Origin of the sequence: Sphingobium subterraneum, assembly GCF_014199435.1 — a bacterium.
Lineage (GTDB): Bacteria > Pseudomonadota > Alphaproteobacteria > Sphingomonadales > Sphingomonadaceae > Sphingobium > Sphingobium subterraneum.
In genome coordinates, this window is the sequence record NZ_JACIJP010000001.1 from 712,043 (window position 1) to 731,822 (window position 19,780).

18 protein-coding genes are annotated in these 19,780 nt (G+C 61.7%); 7 read left to right on the top strand and 11 right to left on the bottom strand.

All coding sequences use genetic code 11. The features are described 5' to 3' along the window. The first annotated feature begins 81 nt into the window (after nt 1–81). The 4 genes from FHS92_RS03420 to FHS92_RS03435 are packed head-to-tail and all read left to right on the top strand — an operon-like array spanning nt 82 to nt 3,990. Entirely contained in the window at nt 82–1,254 is a 1,173-nt protein-coding gene (locus tag FHS92_RS03420; protein ID WP_184077540.1) for an acyl-CoA dehydrogenase family protein, read from the top strand. Beyond that, the gene (locus FHS92_RS03425) at nt 1,254–2,357 is read left to right on the top strand and encodes a CaiB/BaiF CoA transferase family protein (protein ID WP_184077542.1); all 1,104 of its coding nucleotides are present in this window, start codon (nt 1,254–1,256) and stop codon (nt 2,355–2,357) included. The genes FHS92_RS03420 and FHS92_RS03425 overlap by 1 nt, the downstream gene beginning before the upstream one ends. Further along, nucleotides 2,354–3,202, top strand: a complete 849-nt coding sequence (locus FHS92_RS03430) for an HTD2 family dehydratase (RefSeq protein WP_184077544.1) — start codon at nt 2,354–2,356, stop codon at nt 3,200–3,202. Before FHS92_RS03425 ends, FHS92_RS03430 begins: the two co-directional genes overlap by 4 nt. After that, on the top strand, nt 3,199–3,990 hold the full coding sequence (locus FHS92_RS03435; protein WP_184077546.1) for an HpcH/HpaI aldolase/citrate lyase family protein: 792 nt from the start codon (nt 3,199–3,201) through the stop codon (nt 3,988–3,990). The genes FHS92_RS03430 and FHS92_RS03435 overlap by 4 nt, the downstream gene beginning before the upstream one ends. Before the next feature lie 254 nt (nt 3,991–4,244). On the opposite strand, the gene FHS92_RS03440 is transcribed toward FHS92_RS03435, so the two are convergent. Beyond that, nucleotides 4,245–5,357, bottom strand: a complete 1,113-nt coding sequence (locus FHS92_RS03440) for an S-(hydroxymethyl)glutathione dehydrogenase/class III alcohol dehydrogenase (protein ID WP_184078751.1) — start codon at nt 5,355–5,357, stop codon at nt 4,245–4,247. Nucleotides 5,358–5,458: 101 nt separating this feature from the next. On the opposite strand from FHS92_RS03440, the gene FHS92_RS03445 reads away from it, so the two are divergent. Next, nucleotides 5,459–6,340 (top strand): LysR family transcriptional regulator, encoded by an 882-nt coding sequence (locus FHS92_RS03445; RefSeq protein ID WP_184077548.1) that lies wholly within the window; start codon nt 5,459–5,461, stop codon nt 6,338–6,340. Nucleotides 6,341–6,373: 33 nt separating this feature from the next. Here the strand turns inward: FHS92_RS03445 and FHS92_RS03450 are convergent, their stop codons facing one another. The 3 genes from FHS92_RS03450 to FHS92_RS03460 all read right to left on the bottom strand — a co-directional run bounded on the left by FHS92_RS03450 (nt 6,374) and on the right by FHS92_RS03460 (nt 9,589). Further along, nucleotides 6,374–7,525, bottom strand: coding sequence for an L-lactate dehydrogenase (locus tag FHS92_RS03450; protein ID WP_246351750.1), 1,152 nt, complete (start codon nt 7,523–7,525; stop codon nt 6,374–6,376). A 110-nt stretch (nt 7,526–7,635) separates the two neighbouring features. Next, nucleotides 7,636–8,574: a 3,5-dioxohexanoate:acetyl-CoA acetone transferase gene (gene kce, locus FHS92_RS03455; RefSeq protein WP_184077550.1), complete on the bottom strand. Its 939-nt coding sequence runs from the start codon at nt 8,572–8,574 to the stop codon at nt 7,636–7,638. Between the two features lie 13 nt (nt 8,575–8,587). After that, the gene (locus tag FHS92_RS03460; protein ID WP_221230870.1) at nt 8,588–9,589 is read right to left on the bottom strand and encodes a cyclase family protein; all 1,002 of its coding nucleotides are present in this window, start codon (nt 9,587–9,589) and stop codon (nt 8,588–8,590) included. Here FHS92_RS03460 and FHS92_RS03465 point away from each other — a divergent pair. Next, on the top strand, nt 9,588–9,785 hold the full coding sequence (locus FHS92_RS03465; protein ID WP_184077552.1) for a hypothetical protein: 198 nt from the start codon (nt 9,588–9,590) through the stop codon (nt 9,783–9,785). The genes FHS92_RS03460 and FHS92_RS03465 overlap by 2 nt on opposite strands. Before the next feature lie 197 nt (nt 9,786–9,982). Here FHS92_RS03465 and FHS92_RS03470 read toward each other — a convergent pair whose 3' ends face one another. Both FHS92_RS03470 and FHS92_RS03475 read right to left on the bottom strand, forming a co-directional pair. Next, complete coding sequence (locus FHS92_RS03470; protein ID WP_221230871.1) at nt 9,983–10,189, bottom strand: hypothetical protein; 207 nt, start codon at nt 10,187–10,189, stop codon at nt 9,983–9,985. A 349-nt stretch (nt 10,190–10,538) separates the two neighbouring features. Continuing rightward, nucleotides 10,539–11,120 (bottom strand): TetR/AcrR family transcriptional regulator, encoded by a 582-nt coding sequence (locus FHS92_RS03475; protein WP_221230872.1) that lies wholly within the window; start codon nt 11,118–11,120, stop codon nt 10,539–10,541. Nucleotides 11,121–11,374: 254 nt separating this feature from the next. Here FHS92_RS03475 and dld point away from each other — a divergent pair, with 254 nt between their 5' ends. After that, the gene (gene dld / locus FHS92_RS03480; RefSeq protein WP_184077556.1) at nt 11,375–13,099 is read left to right on the top strand and encodes a D-lactate dehydrogenase; all 1,725 of its coding nucleotides are present in this window, start codon (nt 11,375–11,377) and stop codon (nt 13,097–13,099) included. A gap of 19 nt (nt 13,100–13,118) precedes the next feature. On the opposite strand, the gene FHS92_RS03485 is transcribed toward dld, so the two are convergent. The 5 genes from FHS92_RS03485 to FHS92_RS03505 all read right to left on the bottom strand — a co-directional run bounded on the left by FHS92_RS03485 (nt 13,119) and on the right by FHS92_RS03505 (nt 19,678). Beyond that, nucleotides 13,119–13,547: a GlcG/HbpS family heme-binding protein gene (locus tag FHS92_RS03485; protein ID WP_184077558.1), complete on the bottom strand. Its 429-nt coding sequence runs from the start codon at nt 13,545–13,547 to the stop codon at nt 13,119–13,121. Nucleotides 13,548–13,595: 48 nt separating this feature from the next. Beyond that, complete coding sequence (locus FHS92_RS03490; RefSeq protein ID WP_184077560.1) at nt 13,596–14,435, bottom strand: alpha/beta hydrolase; 840 nt, start codon at nt 14,433–14,435, stop codon at nt 13,596–13,598. A 139-nt stretch (nt 14,436–14,574) separates the two neighbouring features. Next, complete coding sequence (locus FHS92_RS03495; RefSeq protein WP_184077562.1) at nt 14,575–14,997, bottom strand: hypothetical protein; 423 nt, start codon at nt 14,995–14,997, stop codon at nt 14,575–14,577. Nucleotides 14,998–15,101: 104 nt separating this feature from the next. Next, the gene (locus FHS92_RS03500) at nt 15,102–16,925 is read right to left on the bottom strand and encodes a flavin-containing monooxygenase (protein WP_184077564.1); all 1,824 of its coding nucleotides are present in this window, start codon (nt 16,923–16,925) and stop codon (nt 15,102–15,104) included. 380 nt (nt 16,926–17,305) lie between these two features. Then, nucleotides 17,306–19,678 (bottom strand): TonB-dependent receptor, encoded by a 2,373-nt coding sequence (locus tag FHS92_RS03505; RefSeq protein WP_184077566.1) that lies wholly within the window; start codon nt 19,676–19,678, stop codon nt 17,306–17,308. Nucleotides 19,679–19,780 lie beyond the last annotated feature (102 nt).

The window sequence follows — 19,780 nt, forward strand, 5'->3', positions numbered from 1 at the left end:
GGCACGACTGACAGGGGCGTGTCATTTCCGATCAACGCCGTCTTTGACGGACATATCGTCTCATCGTTTACGGGAAAACACATGGCACTCAGTTCCCTCCAAGGCACCGACTATCCCGAAATCCGCGAGGAGATCGTCAAACTCTGCGAGCAGTTTCCGGATGAATATTGGCGCAAGCTCGACCGCGAAATGGCGTATCCGGCGGAATTCGTGAAGGCGCTGAGCGAGGCGGGCTATCTGGCCGCGCTCATCCCCGAGGAATTCGGAGGGTCCGGGCTGCCGCTCTCGGCGGCCGCCGCAATTCTGGAGGAAGTGCAGCGCGCCGGTTGCAATGGCTCCGCCTGCCACGCGCAGATGTACATCATGGGGGCGCTGCTGCGCCACGGAAACCACGACCAAAAGGCCAAATATCTCCCCAAGATCGCCAGTGGCGAACTGCGCCTGCAGGCGTTCGGCGTCACCGAGCCGACCAGCGGCACCGACACCGGGGCGCTCAAGACCACTGCCGTGCGGCAGGGCGACAAATATATCGTCAACGGGCAAAAAATCTGGACCAGCCGAGCCGAATATTCGGACCTGATGCTGCTTCTCGCACGCACTACCCCGCGCGATCAGGTGCAGCGCGGGATCGACGGGCTGTCGATCTTCATCCTCGACATGAACGCGGCGCAGGCCGCCGGGGGCCTGACCATCCGGCCGATCCGCACGATGATGAACCATTCGACGACCGAAGTTTTCTTCGACAATGTCGAGGTACCGGCGGAAAATCTGATCGGCGAGGAAGGCAAGGGTTTCCGCTATGTCCTCTCCGGCATGAACGCGGAACGGATACTCATCGCCGCCGAGTGCATTGGCGATGCGAAATGGTTCATCGAGCGCTCGCGCAACTACGCCAATGAGCGTCAGCTTTTCGGTCGCGCGATCGGCCAGAACCAGGGCGTGCAGTTCCCTATCGCCAAGGCCTATGCGCAGATGCGCGCCGCGGAGCTGATGGTTCACAAGGCCGCGGAAATGTTCGAGGCGGGCGAAGCAATCGGGGAACAGGCGAACATCGCCAAGATGCTGGCGGCGGATTCATCCTGGGCGGCGGCGGAAGCGGCCGTGCAGACGCATGGCGGCTTTGGCTTCGCCGAGGAATATGATGTGGAACGCAAATTCCGCGAAACCCGCCTGTATCAGGTGGCGCCCATCTCCACCAACATGATCCTGAGCTATATTTCCGAACATGTGCTTGGCATGCCGAGATCATATTGATGGCCGCCCGGCTTCCCCTCGAAGGTCTGACGGTCGTTGCGGTCGAGCAGGCCGTCGCGGCACCGTTTTGCACATCGCGGCTGGCGGATGCGGGAGCCCATGTCATCAAGGTCGAACGCGCGGAAGGCGATCTCGCGCGCGGTTATGACGAGGTAGTGAATGGGCTGAGCAGTTATTTTGTCTGGCTCAATCGCGGCAAGGAATCCGTTGTCGTCGACATTGCCTCGCCCGACGGAAGGGCGGAACTGTCCCGGTTGATCGCAAGCGCCGATATTGTCGTGCAAAACCTGAAGCCGGGGGCCTTTGACCGCTTGGGTTTCGCGCCTGAAGATCTGCGCAAGCAATATCCCGCACTCATCATCTGTTCGATCAGTGGCTATGGCGACACCGGCCCGATGGCGGATCGGAAGGCCTATGATCTCCTCGTCCAGGCGGAATCGGGGCTTTCGTCTGTAACCGGGGGGCCTGAGGCGCCTGCCCGCGTTGGCATCTCCATTGTCGACATCGCCACCGGCTCGACCGCTCATGCCGCCATCCTTGAGGCAGTGATCGGCCGCGGTGCCACCGGGCAGGGCGCGGATATCCGCATTTCGATGTTCGATGTTATGGCGGATTGGCTGGCCGTCCCGCTGCTCCACCACAAAGGGGGGAACTCTCCCAGGCGGATCGGTTTGTCGCATCCGTCCATCTCGCCTTACGGCGTATTCGAGACGAAGGACGGCAGACAGATGCTCATTTCGATCCAGAGCGACCGCGAATGGCGGACATTCGCCGACATCTTCCTTGGTGACGCGACATATGGAGCAGACAGACGCTTTGCGACCAATGTCGATCGTGTTCGTAACCGCAGGGAGACCGACGGAATCGTCGCCACTGCTTTTGCGGATATGACAAAGGCGCAAGCCGAGGAGCGCCTGCGCGCCGCGGATGCTGCCTTTGCCGGGGTGAACGACATGGCGGCGCTGGCGCAGCATCCGCATCTGCGGCGTATCACGGTGGACACGCCCGTCGGCCCGGTCGCCATTCCCGCGCCCGCCCCCATCGTCAAGGGTGAGGCGCGTCGCTACGGCGCAGTGCCCGCGATAGGAGGAAGCAGAGCATGAGTGAACTTCTGAACCTGGCTGAGTTGCAGGGCTGGATCGGTGCAGAGGAAACGGCGCAGGACGTCCTGACCGCGGCCCTTGCCGAACGCTTTCACGCTACACTTTCGCTTGATGGCGAAGTCGCAAAACTGGGGGATGTGGTTCCCCGACTCATCCATTTCTGTTTGTGTCAGCCTGCCGCTCCCATGAACGCTCTGGGGGAAGACGGTCATCCGGCGCGTGGTGGTTTCCTCCCGCCCGTGCCACTACCCCGCCGCATGTGGGCAGGCAGCGATATCACTTTCCACGGCGATTTGCGGGTGGGGGACGCCGTACAGCGCCTGTCCCGCATTGCCGATGTGATCGTGAAGGAAGGAAAGTCCGGCACGTTGTGCTTTGTCACGGTGGATCATTCCTTCACCGTCAACGGTCAACTTCGCATCGAAGATCGTCAAAGCATTGTCTACAGGGCGCTGCAGAGCGCTCCTGCGGCAGTCTCACCGACGGCTGCACCCGTCGGTGAGACTGTTTCCGGCGTGGATCCGTCTCCCACGTTGCTGTTCCGCTATTCGGCGCTGACGTTCAATGGGCACCGCATTCATTATGACGCGCCCTATGCAACCGGTGTGGAGGGCTATCCGGGCCTTGTGGTTCACGGGCCGTTGCAGGCAACGTTGTTGCTCCATCTGGCCGCGCGGGTCGGCAGGCGGCCGCCTGATGCATTCCGGTTTCGCAGTCTCTCGACCTTGTATGATCACGAAGAGATGTTCCTCAATGCAGGTACTTTGCAGAACGGAACTTTACCCTTGTGGACGGCGCGAGCGGGTGGACCGGTCGCAATGCAGGCAGAAGCGTCTTGGCAATGAACGCGCTTGGTTCGCTAATCGCACCGCTGTTTGTTCCTGCCAATCGGCCTGAGCGCTTCGGCAAGGCGGCCGCCAGTGGCGCCGATGCGGTCATCCTTGATCTGGAAGACGCCGTTGCAGCCGATGCGAAGGATGTGGCGCGGGACAATCTGCGCGCTCTCGCCCTCGATGTGCCGGTGATCGTACGCATCAACGGTGTCGATACGCCATGGCATGCAGAAGATTGCGCCGCGCTGGAAGGGATGACCCTCGCGGCCGTCATACTGCCAAAGGCTGAACGCGTGGACGATCTCGCACGGATAAGCGTCGTAGCGCCGGTGCTGGCTCTTGTGGAAACCGCGCGCGGATTGGCCCAGGCGCGGGCTTTGGCGCAGTCGGGCTATGCCGCACGACTGGCCTTTGGGTCGGTCGATTATGCCGCTGATCTTGGCTGCGACCATGAGTGGGAAACATTGTACGCAGCGCGCGCCGAACTGGTGCTCGCCTCGCGGTTGGGGAATCTGCCCGCGCCTCTGGATGGTGTGACGACGGACGTGACCGCGCCCGACAGCGCTGCTCGCGACGCACGGGCGGCGCGTTCGCTTGGCTTTGGCGGCAAGCTCCTGATCCACCCGGTGCAGGTGCAACCCGTCTTCGATGCATTCCTTCCAAGCGCCCAAGAAATGGAATGGGCGCGAACCGTGCTGAGCAGCGGCGACGGGGCCGTGAACGTCAACGGTGCGATGGTGGACGAGCCTGTTCGCATCCGTGCGCGTGCCATCCTCGCACGGGGCATAGCAAGACCATAAGTCTAGGAACTGAGCGACCTATGATCACACCGCTATTCGGGATGAACGAAAGTAGCTGGCGGTGGACCCGGAAGGGTAGCCCCGCAAAGGGTGTTTTACCGTTCCTTCCGCTCGGGCAACGTCAAGTTTCGGGCAGTTCCACCGATGGGAAGCGGGTGGAGCGCCGCGTGGCTCAAGTACGACCCGCCGCAAGCAAACAGACACCCTCGCCCTTCTCCAGCCTCCTTGCCCGCCTTCGCTCCTTTTGACCCGCGCTAAAACACCACGACCGAACGGATGCTTTTGCCTGCATGCATCAGGTCGAACGCGGTGTTGATCTCTTCCAGCCCCATGACGTGTGTGATCATCGGGTCGATCTCGATCTTGCCGGTCATATACATGTCGACGATCTTGGGCACGTCGGTGCGGCCTTTTGCCCCACCAAATGCCGTGCCGCGCCAGTTGCGTCCCGTTACGAGCTGGAACGGGCGAGTGCTGATCTCCTTGCCCGCTTCGGCCACGCCGATGATAATGCTGGTGCCCCAGCCGCGATGGCAGGCTTCGAGTGCAGTGCGCATCACTTCGGTATTGCCGGTCGCGTCAAACGTATAGTCCGCCCCGCCGTCGGTCATCGCCACCACCTTTGCGACGACCTCTTCGCGGCTCAGGCCCTTGGAGTTGAGAAACTCCGTCATGCCGAACCTGCGGCCCCATTCCTCGCGATCAGGGTTGATGTCGACGCCGATAATCTTGCCCGCACCGGCCAGCCGCGCGCCCTGAATGACGTTGAGGCCAATGCCGCCCAGCCCGAACACCACGACATTGTCACCGACCTGCACCTTGGCTGTGTTGATGACCGCGCCCACACCGGTCGTCACGCCGCACCCGATATAGCAGCTCGACTGGAACGGCGCGTCCTCTCGGATCTTCGCCACGGCAATCTCGGGCAACACGGTGAAGTTGCTGAATGTCGAGCAGCCCATATAGTGATAGATAGTCTGCCCCTTATAGCTGAACCGGCTGGTGCCGTCGGGCATCAGCCCCTGGCCCTGCGTGGCGCGGATCGCGGTGCACAAATTGGTCTTGCCCGACAGGCAGCTTTTGCACTGGCGGCATTCCGGCGTGTAGAGCGGGATCACATGGTCACCCGGCTTCACGGACGTCACCCCTGCGCCGATTTCCCGCACCACGCCCGCGCCCTCATGCCCCAGCACGCTCGGGAAAATGCCCTCGCTGTCGAACCCGTCCAGCGTGTAGGCGTCGGTATGGCAGATCCCGGTCGCCATGATCTCGACCAGAACCTCGCCCGCCTTCGGGCCTTCCAGATCCAGTTCGACAATCTCCAGCGGCTTTTTGGCCTCAAACGCTACGGCGGCACGTGTTTTCATCATGGTCTCCGACATTCTATTCGTGAGTTTTACGCTATCATTGCCCCCAAGGGGCGTTAATAGCGTATTTTGTAAATAGACAATGTCAGTAGAGGGATAATATGTCGGGCTGGGATGGGATCGACGAATTTATCGCCGTTGCCACGGCGAGTTCGTTCACGCGCGCCGCCAAGGCCATTGGCATGTCTCCGACCCATGTCAGCCGGTCGATCATCGCTCTGGAACAGCGCGTACAGGCCCAGCTGTTTCATCGCACGACCCGAACCGTCCGGCTCACCGACACGGGCCGGGTGTTTTTCGAACGATGCGCCCGCATCGCACAGGAACGGGACGAGGCCATTGCCCTGATCGGAGAACAGGGAGAACCTCAGGGCGAACTGCGTGTCACCTGCCCGACGGCGATGGGCGAGCGGTTCATCGCCCCGATCATCCGGCGGTTTGCCATGCCCTATCCCAAGCTGAACGTGACCATCGACCTGTCCAACCGGGTCGTGGACCTGGTGGGCGAAGGATATGACCTCGGCATTCGGACGGGCGCCGTCGGGGATGCACGGTTGATTGCCGCGCGCGTTGCCTCTCGCACACTCTACACCTGCGCTGCTCCCAGCTATCTGGAGCGCGCCGGGACACCCGGAGCGGTTGCAGACCTCGCCCACCATGAATGCATCGCCGGCACGAGCACCACATGGCGCTTTTCCAACGGCTCCGATCATCAGCTGCACCGCCCGAAGGGCCGGTTCCGCAGCAACAGTGGGCAAGCGGTCATCGAAGCCTGTATAGCCGGGCTCGGCATATGCCAGCTGCCGGACTTCTACATCCTGCCCTATCTCAAACGCGGGATGGTCGTAAATGTGCTGGAAGATGTTCGCTCTGCCGACGAACCGATATGGGCCGTCTATCCTCAACGCCGCCACCTGCTCCCGAAAATCCAAAGGGTGGTCGAATGTTTGCAGCATGAACTTGCCGCCGCCATGCGGGAATGATCGGCACGATACCCGGCTTCACAATATCATCGTTCAACCGCTGGACCGGTCGAGTAAGGATGGGTCGGCGTCACGCAATGCCCGGCATCCGGTGAGCGTCATCGCGACCCGCAGTTCGGCTTTCAGGGCGCGCAGCATGGCGGCGACGTTTTGCTCGCCCCCGGCCGCCAGCGCGAAGGCCCAGGCGCGGCCCAGCAGGCATCCATCCGCACCAAGCGCAAGCGCCTTTAGAATATCAAGGCCCGATCGAATACCGCCATCGACCCAGATCGGCCCGCGCCCGCCGACCGCATCGACCACGCCGGGTAGCGCGGCGATACCCGACGACACGCCGTCAAGCTGCCGCCCGCCATGGTTCGACACGATGATGCCGTCCGCTCCAGCATCGAACGCGGCAATGGCGTCTTCGGGGCACAGCACGCCCTTTATGATGATCTTGCCCGGCCAGAGCGAACGCACCCACGCCAGATCGGCCCAGTTGGTGCTGCAGTCGAAATTTTCGCGGATCCACGCCCAGTAGTCGCCCAGCCCCTTTTCGCCGGGTATGGCGGCCGTGAAGTTGCCGAAGCCGTGCGGACGGCCACGCAGATAAACATCCCACAGCCATGCGGGGCGACCGATCCCCTGCCACATCTGTCGCGCCAAGCCGCGCAGGCCGATATCGTACAGGCCCGACCGCGCATCGCGGTAACGCACGCCCGGCAATGGCATGTCGACGGTAAACACCAGCGTTTGCGCACCCGCCGCCACGACGCGCGCGATCAGGTCGCGCATATAGGCGCGATCGCGGATCATGTAGAGCTGGAACCACGGCGTCATGCCGCTGTCACGGCACACCTCCTCATAATCGCAAACGGAGACGGCCGAGAGGCAGAACGGCACCCCTTCCGCAGCGGCCGCACGCGCCGCCTGCACCTCTCCCCGGCGCGCATACATGCCCGCAAAGCCCACCGGGCCAAGAGCAACAGGGATGCACGACGGCTGGCCCAGAAAATCGCCTGACATGTCCAGATCCGACATGTCGCGCATGACACGTTGCTTGAGCTGGAACCGGTCGAAATCGGCGTGGTTGGCCCGGAGCGACCGTTCGTCGACCGCCCCGCTGTCGATATATTCGAACAGCATATGCGGCAGCCGACGACGCGCGGCGGCGCGCTGCTCCTTATAGGTCGGCAATGCAGCCAAGAACCTTCCTTTCTCTTTTCCCGGGCTCCATCACAACGGCAAAAGGACGCCCCGGCCGTGTAGCGTACCGGGCGCCCTTTTGCATTGGAAACAACGGTGCCTAGACGTCCCTACCCGAAGGACACCGCGTCGCGTCCCTTGAGGCCGAGCATGGCGCGGGTCTCGTCGGGCGTTGCGGGCTTCAGGCCCAGTTCGTCCAGAATGGTGACAATCTTGCGCACCTGATCGGCATTGCTTTCAGCGAGCTTGCCCGCACCGATCCAGAGCGAATCCTCAAGCCCCACCCGGACGTTGCCGCCCATCGTTGCCGCCATCGTCGCAATCGGCATCTGGCTGCGCCCGGCACCCAGCACCGACCAGTAATAATTGTCGCCGAACAGCCGGTCGGCCGTACGCTTCATGTGATGCACGTCCTCGGGATGCGGGCCAATACCGCCGAGCAGTCCGAACACCGACTGGATGAGCAGCGGCCCCTTCAGGATACCACGATCCATGAAGTGCGCGGCGGTGTAGAGATGGCCGATGTCATAGCATTCGATTTCGAACTTGGTGTTGTTGTCGCTGCACGATTCCAGGATGTACTGGATATCCTTCAAGGTGTTGCGGAACACCCGGTCGTCCGATCCGGCGAGATAGGGTTCTTCCCAGTCGTACTTGAACTCCTTGAACCGGGCCAGCATCGGATAGAGACCGAAATTCATCGATCCCATGTTGAGCGAGGCGATTTCGGGCTTCAATTGCAACGCTGGCTGCAGGCGCTCTTCCGCCAGCATCGTCGGCGCACCACCGGTCGTGATGTTCACCACCACATCGGATTCGGCATGGATACGCGGCAGAAATTTCCGGAACAGGTCGACATCCTGCGTCGGCCGTCCGGTTTCCGGATCACGCGCATGAAGGTGCACCACGGAAGCGCCCGCGGCCGCAGCGGCCAGCGCTTCATTGGCGATCTCGTCCGGCGTCACCGGCAGATACGGCGACATCGAGGGAGTGTGGATCGAACCCGTGATCGCACAGGTGACAATGACGTTCTTTTGCTTGGCAGCCATTTTTCTGTTCCCGTTACTTGATGGCGAGGGGGTTGATCGGCGATCCGACCGCGCCGGTGATCGGCAGTGCGGGCGCGCAGAACATGAACTCGTAGACGCCATCCTCCGCGCAATCGGCCGACAGCTCGCGCAGGTTGAAGATCTCGCCCATGCTGATGCCGATCATCGGAATGACGATCCAGTGCCACGGCTGGTTGATTTCCTGCGGATTGGCGCTCTCGTTCGGCCGCACTTCACAGCCCCAGGTGTCGAGACAGATCGCCGCGATCTCCTTGCCATGGACCCACTCGGCGGTTTCGAAGCGCAGGCCCGGCGCGGTGCCACCGGCGTAACCACCCCAGTCGTTCTGATCGATGCAGCGTTCCATATGGCCGGTGCGGACGATGACATAGTCGCCCCGGCGGATTTCCACGCCCTGCGCTGCCGCGCATTCGTCCAGTTCCGCGGAGGTGATGCCATAGCCGTCATCCAGATACCCGCCGCGCAGGCGCGCAACGTCCAGCAGCACACCACGACCGATCATCCGGTCTTTGGTCTTGTCGATGCTGTTCTTCTTCGCGCCGGTGGAATCGACCAGGCGGGCGTCATAGCCGTTCCACATCTTCTCATCGAAGAAGACATGACCCAGCGCGTCCCACTGAGTTCCACATTGGAGCGGCATCGTCACCATATCATCGGCGTAACGGATGCCGTTCCAGTCCTGATTGCCCGCTACAGCATCGGTGCCGGTCTGCAACATGGTGTGGATGGGATTGAAGCGGTTGCCCCAGCCCTTCTGCGGGCCCTGAAAATTGAAATCCATGCCCATGGAAATCACCCGACCCTTGCGAACCAGCGTGGCCGCGTTGCGGATCTCGTCATCGCCGACGAAGTTCAGGGTGCCGACTTCATCATCGGGACCCCAGCGGCCCCAGTTGCTGACCTTTTCCGCCATCGCGTCCAGATCGGCGCGGGTCAGATTGCGGTCCAGCGCGGGCGCGGGGATAATCGGCATCTTGGGGGGCGTGGTCGCCATGTCCATCACATTTCCTCTTCTCAATTCACTCACGATGCCGCCAGAGCGCAAAACCGTGCCCGCCACCGGCGGCCCGCTTTCGCGGCGGCCAAAGCCTATTTTCAGCAAAATCCGGAAGTTAACGGCACGAACGCTGACAAATTTGATCCCCAAATTCCGCTTCGTGCGCCCCGACCTGCATCCCAATATCTTCTGAAGGCTTATCGCGTGCCCCTGAGCGGACCGCCAATCTCAATCCGAGATCGGGAAAATCGCGAGATCGGAACCCGTTACGGGAGGAACCCAAGGCCGGATGGAAGCCGTCCTGACGCGGCGCGGGCGCGGCCCCGCCACGATACACCGTGACCCGACCACGCCCGGAACGAAGAGCTGTTTATCGCGAACGGACCGTGCTTACGCGTTCATCAGATACCATTGTCCACCCGCTGTGTGGAAAAGCTTCGCGCAGTCGTTCCCATCTTGCTTGATGAGATATTCGTCCGCCGAAGCCTTGCTCTTGGCCCAGTCCATCGCCCACACCTGTGCCGCGATCTTTTCCTCGCAGGGGATTTCCACCACCGCATTCCCATTCTGTTCAACAATCTGAAACGTCATCGTCATCCCTTTATCCGGTTCGTTGCCTGGGTCAGGAACGCGCACGAATTCCGGCAGCCAGAACGCCGGTCGCGGTGCAACATCGTGACTGCCGCATCCGTCCCTGACACGCGGACGAGGATCGCCCGCGCGCCGGAAATCTTGAAATATTTGGGCAGGGATTCAAGAGGGTCGGCCCGCAGCGGCCATCCCTATTAGGGCAGGCAATGTGCCAAAACCCCCGGATTTCCGACGGTTTACGAGCGGCTATCTCGATTGCGGATTACAAAAATCACCAGATGAGACCAGACGGCTTCCGCCCTTCGGTGCCATGGGTCGGCGCGATGTTCCGGTCAGGACTGGCGGGAAGAACCGATCAGTCTTTCTTCAGGCCTTCCATCACCAGGTTCAGCAAATGCTTGCGCCGTTCCGGTGTAAGTTCTTCCCGATCAGAAAGCCAGGCGATGGCGGACACGAGCGACATGAGATCAGCGCCTTCCATATCCGGACGGACCAGCTTGGCTTCCTGCGCCCTGCGCAGAAGCTTGTCGCCCGATTGCCGCAGCGAGGCACAGGCATCATGAAGGGACGAGGTGGGATCGCGCAGCTTCTCGACCATCGACGCGGCGAGACCCTGGTGGGTGGACGTACTCGCCACGAGTTCGTCCACCCAACTTTCCAGTGCCTCAAGTGGTCCGTTGGTGGAGGCCAGCGCTTCCGAGCGCTGCGTCAGCTCATCGAAGCTGCTTTGCAGGATTTCCTGAAGCAGCGCGTCGCGCGTCGGGAAATGGCGATACAGCGTGCCCAGTCCCACGCCAGCGTCACGCGCGATGCTGCGCAGCGAGGCCTCGGTTCCATCCCTCGCGATCGTCGCACGCGCGACATGGAGGATCGTCTCGCGGTTCCGTCGGGCGTCCGCCCGGATCGCGGGCTGCTGCGCAAGAGCTCTCGATGCCATACCCGCCTCTTCTCCTTCGCGGTGACTGAACAGGATGCCCCGTCGAAACGGAGCGCCGCTCGATATAAGTCGGCGGCAAACAGTACAGCGCGTATACGAATGTGGCGACCCGAAAACAACTCGACAAGTCCGAAAAGAAAAAGCGCGAAATTCTGGGCTGTTCAGAGAGCAGAAACGGGCCGAAACGAGCGGACCGGCTCACGTACGAATGAAGGAGCCTCGCATATACGCCGACGATCGAAGGAGGAGAATTCATGACCGCAGATGCCGTGCCCGCCCCTTCCGCGCGCGCCAGCAGCTCCGCGGTGATCGACGCGCTCCGCGCGATCGTCGGGTCCCGTCACGTCCTTGTCGCCGATGCGGACACACGGCGGTTCGCGACCGGCTATCGCTTCGGGAGCGGGGCGGTCCGGGCCGTTGTCCGTCCCGCAACGCTGGTGGAATTATGGCGGACGCTGCAGACCTGTGTCGAAGCGAGTGTCATCATCATCATGCAGGCGGCGAACACCGGGCTGACCGGCGGATCGACCCCCCACGGCGATTATGACCGGGACGTGGTGTTGATCAATACGCTACGCATCAAGGGCATCCATCCGATCGACGAGGGACGACAGGTGATCTGTCTGCCCGGCGCGACGCTTTATGAACTGGAGGCGGTGCTCAAGCCCTATGGGCGCGAACCGCACTCGGTCATCGGTTCGTCCTGCATCGGCGCGTCGGTGTTTGGCGGGATCTGCAACAACTCGGGCGGATCGCTGGTTCAGCGCGGCCCCGCCTATACCGAGCTGGCTCTCTACGCACGGATGGACGAACAGGGGAAGCTCCACTTGGTCAATCATCTCGGCGTGGCGCTGGGGGACGATTTGGAAGACATCCTCCGCCGGGTCGAGAGCGGCGCATTTGATCCAGAGACGATCACGCATGACTGCGCCCGGCAGGCATCCGACCACCATTATTGCGACCATGTGCGCAAGGTCGACGACCCCACCCCTGCCCGCTTCAACGCCGACCCGACCCGCCTTTACGAGGCATCGGGAAGCGCGGGCAAGGTCGCGTTGCTGGCCGCCCGGCTCGACACTTTCCCCCGCGAGAACGACACGGCGACCTTCTACATCGGCACGAACAGCGTGGCGGACCTCGCGCAGATCCGCCAGGATATCCTGCGGAATTTCACGGCCCTGCCCGTGGCGGGCGAATATATCCACCGCGACGCGTTCGATCTCGCCGCACAGTATGGCAAGGACACCGTCATCGCGATCGAGCGGCTCGGCACCGATCGCCTGCCGTCGCTGTTTGCCCTGAAGGCGAAGGTGGATGCATGGGCGCGCAAACTCCCGTTCCTGCCTGATGCGTTCAGCGACCATCTGATGCAGGCGGGCAGCCGCCTGTTCGGCGATCATTTGCCGGAACGCATGTGGACCTATCGCGATCGCTACGAGCATCACCTCATCCTCAAGATGAGCGGCGACGGCATTGCGGAAGCACGCGCCTATCTGCAGGCCCGCTACCCCAATTCCGACGGCGACGTCTTCGAATGCACCGGAACAGAAGCAACCAAGGCGTTTCTTCACCGTTTCGCCGTTGCCGGGGCGGCGGTCCGCTATCGCGCGGTTCACAACCGCGAGGTGGAGGACATCGTCGCGATCGACGTCGCGTTACGACGCAATGACCGCGACTGGTTCGAGACCCTGCCCGAGGAGATCGACCGGCACATCATCCGCAAGCTCTATTACGGCCATTTCTTCTGCCACGTGTTCCATCAGGATTATATCGTGGCGAAGGGTGTCGACCCGGTCGCGCTGGAGCACGCGATGCTCGGCATTCTGGACGAGCGGGGCGCGGAATATCCCGCAGAGCATAATGTCGGGCACCTCTACACCGCGAAGGAGCCGCTGGTGCAGCATTACCGCGCGCTCGACCCGTGCAACAGCTTCAACCCCGGCATCGGCAACACGCCGCGCGGGGCGCACTGGCGCTGAAACAGCCGACGCGGCAGAGTTACGCGAGCGCTCGAAGCCCCGCCGCCTGCGCGCCCGCAAGCGCGCACAATTCGTCATTGTCGGACAGGTCGCCTGTCACGCCGATTGCACCGAGGATGTCGCCATTCTCCGCCGCCACGATCACGCCGCCCGCCGCTGGCACCACACCGGCCGAAGCGATGGCCGAAAGCGCGTTGACGAACGTCGGGCGCTCGAGCGCCATTTCCCCGATCTTGCGGCTGGACACGCCCAGATCGAGCGCACCCGACGCCTTGGCGATCGCGATCCCGGGACGCAGGTTCGAACTTCCGTCCTGCCGTGCAAGCGCAACGATATGCCCACCGGCGTCCAGCACTGCGATGGTCAGCGGCTTGAGCTGCAATTCCCGAGCGCGGCCAAACGCGGCTTCGATCACCGTGGTGCCCTGCGCGAGCGATATCGTCGACATGAGAACTCCTGAAATTAGGTCATGGTCTGATTGGGCCGGAGTACGGCGTCAGATGCGCTTGGCTACGGCGCTCATGAAGCGGGTGGCCGCCGCCATCCACGGCTTGTCCGTCTGGGTGGCCATCAGTAGGGCGTTGACATGATCGGCGCCGTCGATCTCCAGCGTATCGACCGAAGCCCCCTTTGCCCGCGCCACCATGGCGAACTTCTCGCCCTGCACTTTCAGATGGGCAAAGTCATCCGATCCATAAGCGACGAGGAAGGGGGGCACCCGTTCGCCGATCTGGAAAAGCGGGCTGGCCTTCACTTCGCTGAACACCCCCTCGGGACCCAGGAAACGCGGGCGGACCGACGATCCCGATCCGGGCGTGAAATCGAACGTCGCGGAAATCGGCAGGCACCCCTTCACCGCGTTGGCGGGGAGGCCGCGTTGCCCCTGCCAGTCGGTTCGCGTCGCGAGAAGCGCCGCCAGATGGCCGCCAGCCGAGTGCCCCCCGGTGAAGATCGCATCCCGACGATATCCATGCGTTTCCGCCAGGCCCCACGTCTTCGCAAAGGCGTCGGCCACGTCATCGAAATTCGCCGGGAACACATATTTGGGGGCGAGGCGATAACTCGCGCTGACCAGGGTAAAGCCCGCTGCGTTGAGCGGCGGAGCCAGAAACGCCATCTGCTCCTTATACCCGTTGGTCCACGCGCCGCCGTGCATGAACATCAGAACGGGGCTCCCCGGCTTCTCGCAGGGGAAGACCATCAACGACTGGCTGGGATCGGCGCCATAGGAATATTCATGACCCTCGATCCCTTCGGCACGGGCCATCAGCGTCTCGTGAAAGATCCGCGCCACCTCTGGCAACGGCTCCTGCGGCGGATAGGCGTCTATTCGCATAGCTTTGGGTTCCTTTCCGGCCAGTCTGGACCCGGTACACAGCATGACGGCAAGAGCGCCGCACACATATCTCCGGCTGAAGGAGTGCGCCACCAGGGACATCAAACTGCTCCAGCCGGATAGATCATGACCGTGCCGATCAGCAGGTGCGGTCGACGATGGGATCGTGGATGCCGTGGATCCATTCGCCGACATCCGCGATATCGCCATGGAACGTGGCTTCGCCGGTGCTGATATAATGGTCGAACAGTTCGCGAAACTGGGGATTCGTAGTGTACAGCAAGTTGAGTTCGCGCGCGGCCTTGACCGTCAGGTCGATCGTCACGTCTCCCATCTCATCACGGCCCGCGCCAGCGCGGTAGGAGGGAACGCCGTCGTTCAGCTCAAAGCGGAAACCCTTGATCAGGCCGGGCGACAGTTCCTCGCTGTCCACATAGCGCTCAACGAACGAGACCGTGTGGTTGGGCGGAAGGTCGGCCTTGCGCGCCGCGTCGCAAATCAGCTCGCCCAGCATGTCGAACCACTCGGCACTGCCCTGCGGCAATTTGGTAAGCGTATTCATGTTCATTCCTTTCTTACACGGATGACAACAGCATCCCCCCTTGGCGTGCGAGACCCGACCGGAAATCCGGCCTTGCACGCCCATTCAGGAAAGCACCGGCGCGTCTATTTGGTGATGGACATGCCTTCCATCTTGCCGGTCGACCACCAGTCGCCCAGCACGACCTGGAATGCCTTCAGGCCGGGCGCATATTGGTCGTAGGGGAAGGTCGCGACCGTCTCGCGGAACTTGCCCTCGTTGTTGTAGTAGCCCGGCGTGCAGCTTTCGAGGAACTCGTCATTAAATCCGGCGGAGGACCGGATGATATCGACCCACTCCTGTTCGCCTTCACCGGTCGCCTCGATCACGGCCTCTGGCCCGGCCTTGCGGGTCTCGGCGACGATCTGCGCGACATGCTCGGTGATGGCGGCCGCCACATTGCAGAAATTCCACGACGCACCGACCTGCGTCCAGCCCGCGATGAAGAAGTTCGGGAAATTGTGGATCGAATGGCCGTGGAACGTCCGCATCCCCGTTCCCCAATAATCGAACAGATCGAGGCCATCCTTGCCGTAAATCTCGAACCCGTATTTGCGGCGGAACGTGCCGCTCACTTCGAAGCCGGTGGCGTAGATGATACAGTCGACTTCATATTCCTTGCCGTTGGCCACGATGCCATTCTTCGTCATCCGCTCGACGCCGCGCGACGCGCTGACATCGACGAGGGTGACGTTCGGCTTGGCGAAAGTCGGCAGATAATCATCGTTGAAGCAGGGGCGCTTGCAGAACTGCGCGTACCACGGCTTCAGCGCCTCGGCTGTTTCGGGGTCCTTGACGAACTGGTCGACCCGCGCGCGGATCTGGCTCATCTTTTCGAAGTCGGCATATTCCAGCCGCGCCTTGCGCTCCGCAACGGCATCCTTGTCCGCCTGCTCCACTGCGCCAATGACGTGCACGATCGGAACCTTGCGGAAGATCTCGGTCCAGCCGTCGCTGACCAGATCGACGTCAAAGGGCTCGCCGCGGACCACCGTATCGAAATTGTCGCTACGTTCCTTCTTCCAGCCGGGCTTCAGCGACTTCACCCATTCCGGATCGGTCGGCTTGTTGCCACGAACGTCGATCGACGACGGCGTGCGCTGGAAAACGTAGAGATGCTTCGCCCAGTTGCCGACATGCGGGATCGCCTGAACCGCCGTCGCACCGGTACCGATAATCGCGACCTTCTTGTCCGCCAACTTGGTCAGGTTGCCGCCATGATCGCCACCGGTATAGCCATAATCCCAGCGGCCTGTGTGGAAACTGTGCCCCTGAAAATCGTCGAACCCCGGAATATCGGGCAGACGAAGGCGGGAGAACGGGCCAATGCAGCAAATAAAGAACCGCGCCTTGATTTTGTCACCCCGGTTGGTGCTGACAATCCAGCGCTTGGCTTCCGCATCCCAGTCGATCCGCTCGACCCGCGTCTGGAACACCGTCTTTTCGTACAGGCCATATTGGGTTGCGATACGCCGGGCATGCTCCTGCATTTCGGGGGCGTAGGAATATTTTTCCTTCGGAACATAGCCCGTTTCCTCCAGCAGGGGGATGTAGACATAGCTCTCGATATCGCACTGCGCGCCGGGATAGCGGTTCCAGTACCAGGTGCCGCCGAAATCCGACCCGTCGTCGATAATGCGAATGTCGTCTATGCCCTGCCCTGCAAGCCGCACGGAGGCGAGCAGGCCAGTCCAGCCGCCGCCGAGCACCAGAACTTCGACCTCGTCGTTCAGCGGCGCACGCTCCTTGATGGAGTCGGCGAACGGATCATGCGTGATATAGCGATCATGGCTGCCGACCGGCGCCATATACTGGGCTTCGCCATCGGGGCGGATGCGCTTGTCGCGCTCCTGATTGTATTTTTCGCGAAGGGCCTTCACGTCCAGGGTCTTCACCTGATTGTCAGACATATCCTAATCTCCATCACTAAACCTGGGCGACCCAACCGCTCCGTCTGCACATAAACGATCGGCGCGTCATCGCCGCAAAAAGACCGTCCCTGCCCCCCGACTGAACTGCCTCGCCCCCTGCTCTCGGACGCTTTTTTTCCGTTCCAAGGCAAGGCGAAGCGCCTCGTCTGAATCTGAAATGACGATACGGAGCAGTGCTCCGATTGTCAACCCGTCACTCCATGAGCGGGGCTTAAACTTTCCCCCGCAGCATATCTTTTTATCCGCTTCGGCGCTGGTCTTCGTGCCAGCTTCGCGCCATCGGTTTCTCGTCTCTTCCGGGAAGAGCGATGCCGCGGCAGGTGGGGATCTGCCGGGCACCGCTCATTCCTGATCTTGCCCTAGAACTTGTACCCCACGGTGAAGTCGATCGTGCGGGGCGCTTCCAGATATCCGGAGATGAGCCCGCCCACGAACGGAGTTCCCGCAAAGCCGTTGGTCAACAGTACCTTGTTGCCCAGGTTCTTGGCATTGATGCTCGCCGTCAGATGCCCGTCCTTATGCTCGTAATTGAGCGATGCGTTGAAGCGCGTGTGCGCCTTGACCGCACCGACGGGATCGGTGTTGAACTGGGTGATATACATCTTGCTCTTGTAGGCCGCCTCGCCCCGCAGGGTGAAATCCCCCAGATCCGAAGCGAACGTATACGCAGCTCCAAGACGACCCGAGATCCGCGGCGCCTGAGGCAGGCGATTGCCCTTGAGATCGAAACCGTTCAGGAAGCCCGTGCTACCCAGATTGGGGACCAGCGTAACGCCGTCGCCGCCCGGACGCAGCTGATCATACGCCTTGTAATTGTCATAGGTCGCATGGAGCCATGATCCGCTCAGGTCGATCTGGAACTGGGTGACCGGCCGGGCCACCAGTTCAGTCTCGATACCATAGATCTTCGCGGTGGCCGCGTTCTCCAGATAGGTCTGGGTGGGCAAGCCGTTATAGGCCTGAACATCCTTGTAGTTGTAATAGAAGCCAGCAACGTTTGCGCGCAGACGGCCATCCATCAGCGTGCTCTTGATACCCAGTTCGAAGTCATCCAGCTTCTCGGGACGCACCGCGTCCTGGACGACACCCAGATTGAACGTACCGCTCTTGAAACCACGGGTGTACGACGCATAAAGCAGCGTCTGCGGGGTCACCTGATAGTCGATACCGACCTTCGGCGTGAATGCCTTGAACGTCTTCTTCGGCCGGCAGGTCACGCCCGTGCCTGCATAACCCAGGGTCGGCAAGCCCTTGCCGCACTGGATGGCGAAGGTCGCAGGCTTGTCGAACAACTTCGACCGATCGAACGGCGTACCCAGATCAAAATTATTCTGGTTAATGAGGCCTTTGGTCTCGATGCTGTAACGACCGCCAACAGTCACGCTGAGCTGATCGGTAAACTTGCGCGTGTACTGGCCGAAAATAGCATAGGCATCGGTCGTGACGCGCGAACCGGAATAAAGGCCCCGCGCGTTGGTCGCCGGATTGGCCCCCGCGAACACCGTGCTGAAAGCGCTGACCTCGCGGCCTTCGTCCTTCTCATGGAAATAATAGCCGCCCAAAATCCAGTTGGAATGGTCATCCTGCCCAACCACCTGCAGTTCCTGGCTGAACTGGTTGGCGTCATCGGAAATACCGAACGGCGACACCAGCGGAGCACTGGTAAGGTCGATATCACCGACCGACAGCGACTGCGACTTGCGATAGCTGGTGATCGACCGGAGCGTGATCGATCCGAGTTCCAGACTGATCGTGGAACCGAAGCCCCAAAACTTCGTCCGAAGGGTGGGATCTTCGTCCTGCGACACGTTGCGCAACTTGCTCGAGGCCTTGCCGGGCACGAACGGCGTTCCGAAGATGGACGACTGCGTACCGAAGATCGGGCCACCCGCGACGGCACCTTGAAGATGGATCGCCGCGTTGGAATGCGCCTTCGAATAATCGCCTTCCAGCAGGATGGTCAGGGTGTCGGTGGGCAGGATCTTGATCTTGCCACGGATCGCGCGTTCGTTGTTATCGTCGATGTCCCGGCCCGTCGCCTCGTTGATGCCATAGCCATCCCGGTGGTCCCAGCGCCCGGCCACGCGGACCTGCACCTTGTCGGACAGCGGACCACTCACGGCCGCTTCGACATTCATATGGTTGTAATTGCCGTAGGTAACCTGTGCGAAACCGGAGAGATCCGGCGTCGGATCGGCGGTGATGATGTTGATCGAGCCGCCACTCGCATTCCGCCCATAGAGCGTACCTTGCGCGCCGCGCAGGACTTCGACGCGCTGGACGTCAAAGAAACTGCTCAGGACCGCAGCAGGACGACCATAATAGACGCCATCGACATGGAACGCGACCGGGCTTTCCGTACCCGCATTGATGGCGCTCAACGTGACGCCACGCAAGGTCACGTTCGCAACGCCGTAGAACTGACCCAGCTGAAGGCTCGGCACGCTCTGAACTACGGCTGAAATCGTCGACGTACCCGAGGTGCGCAGAGCCTCACCACCGATTGCGGTAATGGCGAGCGGCGTCTTTTGCACCGACTCGGACCGCTTCTGCGCAGTCACGATGATGTCGCCAATCGCCTGATCGTTTTCGGCGGCGGGTTGACCGGCCGCGGCCGCCTGCGCATAGGCCTGCGGCACCAGCACAGCGCCCATGGCAATGCCGCACATCCACGCGGCCGCGTTTTTCGCGGCCCGACGGGACGATGGCAAGCGTTCCAGAACATTCGTCATATTATTCCTCCCCTATGTTTCCCAAAGCTCTGATGGGTTTGTCGCCGACTACGCTTATGCTGGATGGCTTTCGGACTCTAATCTCACGTTAGCATGACCCCC

Bases quoted from the DNA above. Each gene is read 5' to 3' on its own strand.
- FHS92_RS03420 (WP_184077540.1), top strand. From the start codon at position 82: ATGGCACTCAGTTCCCTCCAAGGCACCGACTATCCCGAAATCCGCGAG.
- FHS92_RS03425 (WP_184077542.1), top strand. From the start codon at position 1,254: ATGGCCGCCCGGCTTCCCCTCGAAGGTCTGACGGTCGTTGCGGTCGAG.
- FHS92_RS03430 (WP_184077544.1), top strand. From the start codon at position 2,354: ATGAGTGAACTTCTGAACCTGGCTGAGTTGCAGGGCTGGATCGGTGCA.
- FHS92_RS03435 (WP_184077546.1), top strand. From the start codon at position 3,199: ATGAACGCGCTTGGTTCGCTAATCGCACCGCTGTTTGTTCCTGCCAAT.
- FHS92_RS03440 (WP_184078751.1), bottom strand. From the start codon at position 5,357: ATGAAAACACGTGCCGCCGTAGCGTTTGAGGCCAAAAAGCCGCTGGAG.
- FHS92_RS03445 (WP_184077548.1), top strand. From the start codon at position 5,459: ATGTCGGGCTGGGATGGGATCGACGAATTTATCGCCGTTGCCACGGCG.
- kce (WP_184077550.1), bottom strand. From the start codon at position 8,574: ATGGCTGCCAAGCAAAAGAACGTCATTGTCACCTGTGCGATCACGGGT.
- FHS92_RS03465 (WP_184077552.1), top strand. From the start codon at position 9,588: ATGTCCATCACATTTCCTCTTCTCAATTCACTCACGATGCCGCCAGAG.
- FHS92_RS03460 (WP_221230870.1), bottom strand. From the start codon at position 9,589: ATGGCGACCACGCCCCCCAAGATGCCGATTATCCCCGCGCCCGCGCTG.
- FHS92_RS03470 (WP_221230871.1), bottom strand. From the start codon at position 10,189: ATGACGATGACGTTTCAGATTGTTGAACAGAATGGGAATGCGGTGGTG.
- FHS92_RS03475 (WP_221230872.1), bottom strand. From the start codon at position 11,120: ATGGCATCGAGAGCTCTTGCGCAGCAGCCCGCGATCCGGGCGGACGCC.
- dld (WP_184077556.1), top strand. From the start codon at position 11,375: ATGACCGCAGATGCCGTGCCCGCCCCTTCCGCGCGCGCCAGCAGCTCC.
- FHS92_RS03485 (WP_184077558.1), bottom strand. From the start codon at position 13,547: ATGTCGACGATATCGCTCGCGCAGGGCACCACGGTGATCGAAGCCGCG.
- FHS92_RS03490 (WP_184077560.1), bottom strand. From the start codon at position 14,435: ATGCGAATAGACGCCTATCCGCCGCAGGAGCCGTTGCCAGAGGTGGCG.
- FHS92_RS03495 (WP_184077562.1), bottom strand. From the start codon at position 14,997: ATGAATACGCTTACCAAATTGCCGCAGGGCAGTGCCGAGTGGTTCGAC.
- FHS92_RS03500 (WP_184077564.1), bottom strand. From the start codon at position 16,925: ATGTCTGACAATCAGGTGAAGACCCTGGACGTGAAGGCCCTTCGCGAA.
- FHS92_RS03505 (WP_184077566.1), bottom strand. From the start codon at position 19,678: ATGACGAATGTTCTGGAACGCTTGCCATCGTCCCGTCGGGCCGCGAAA.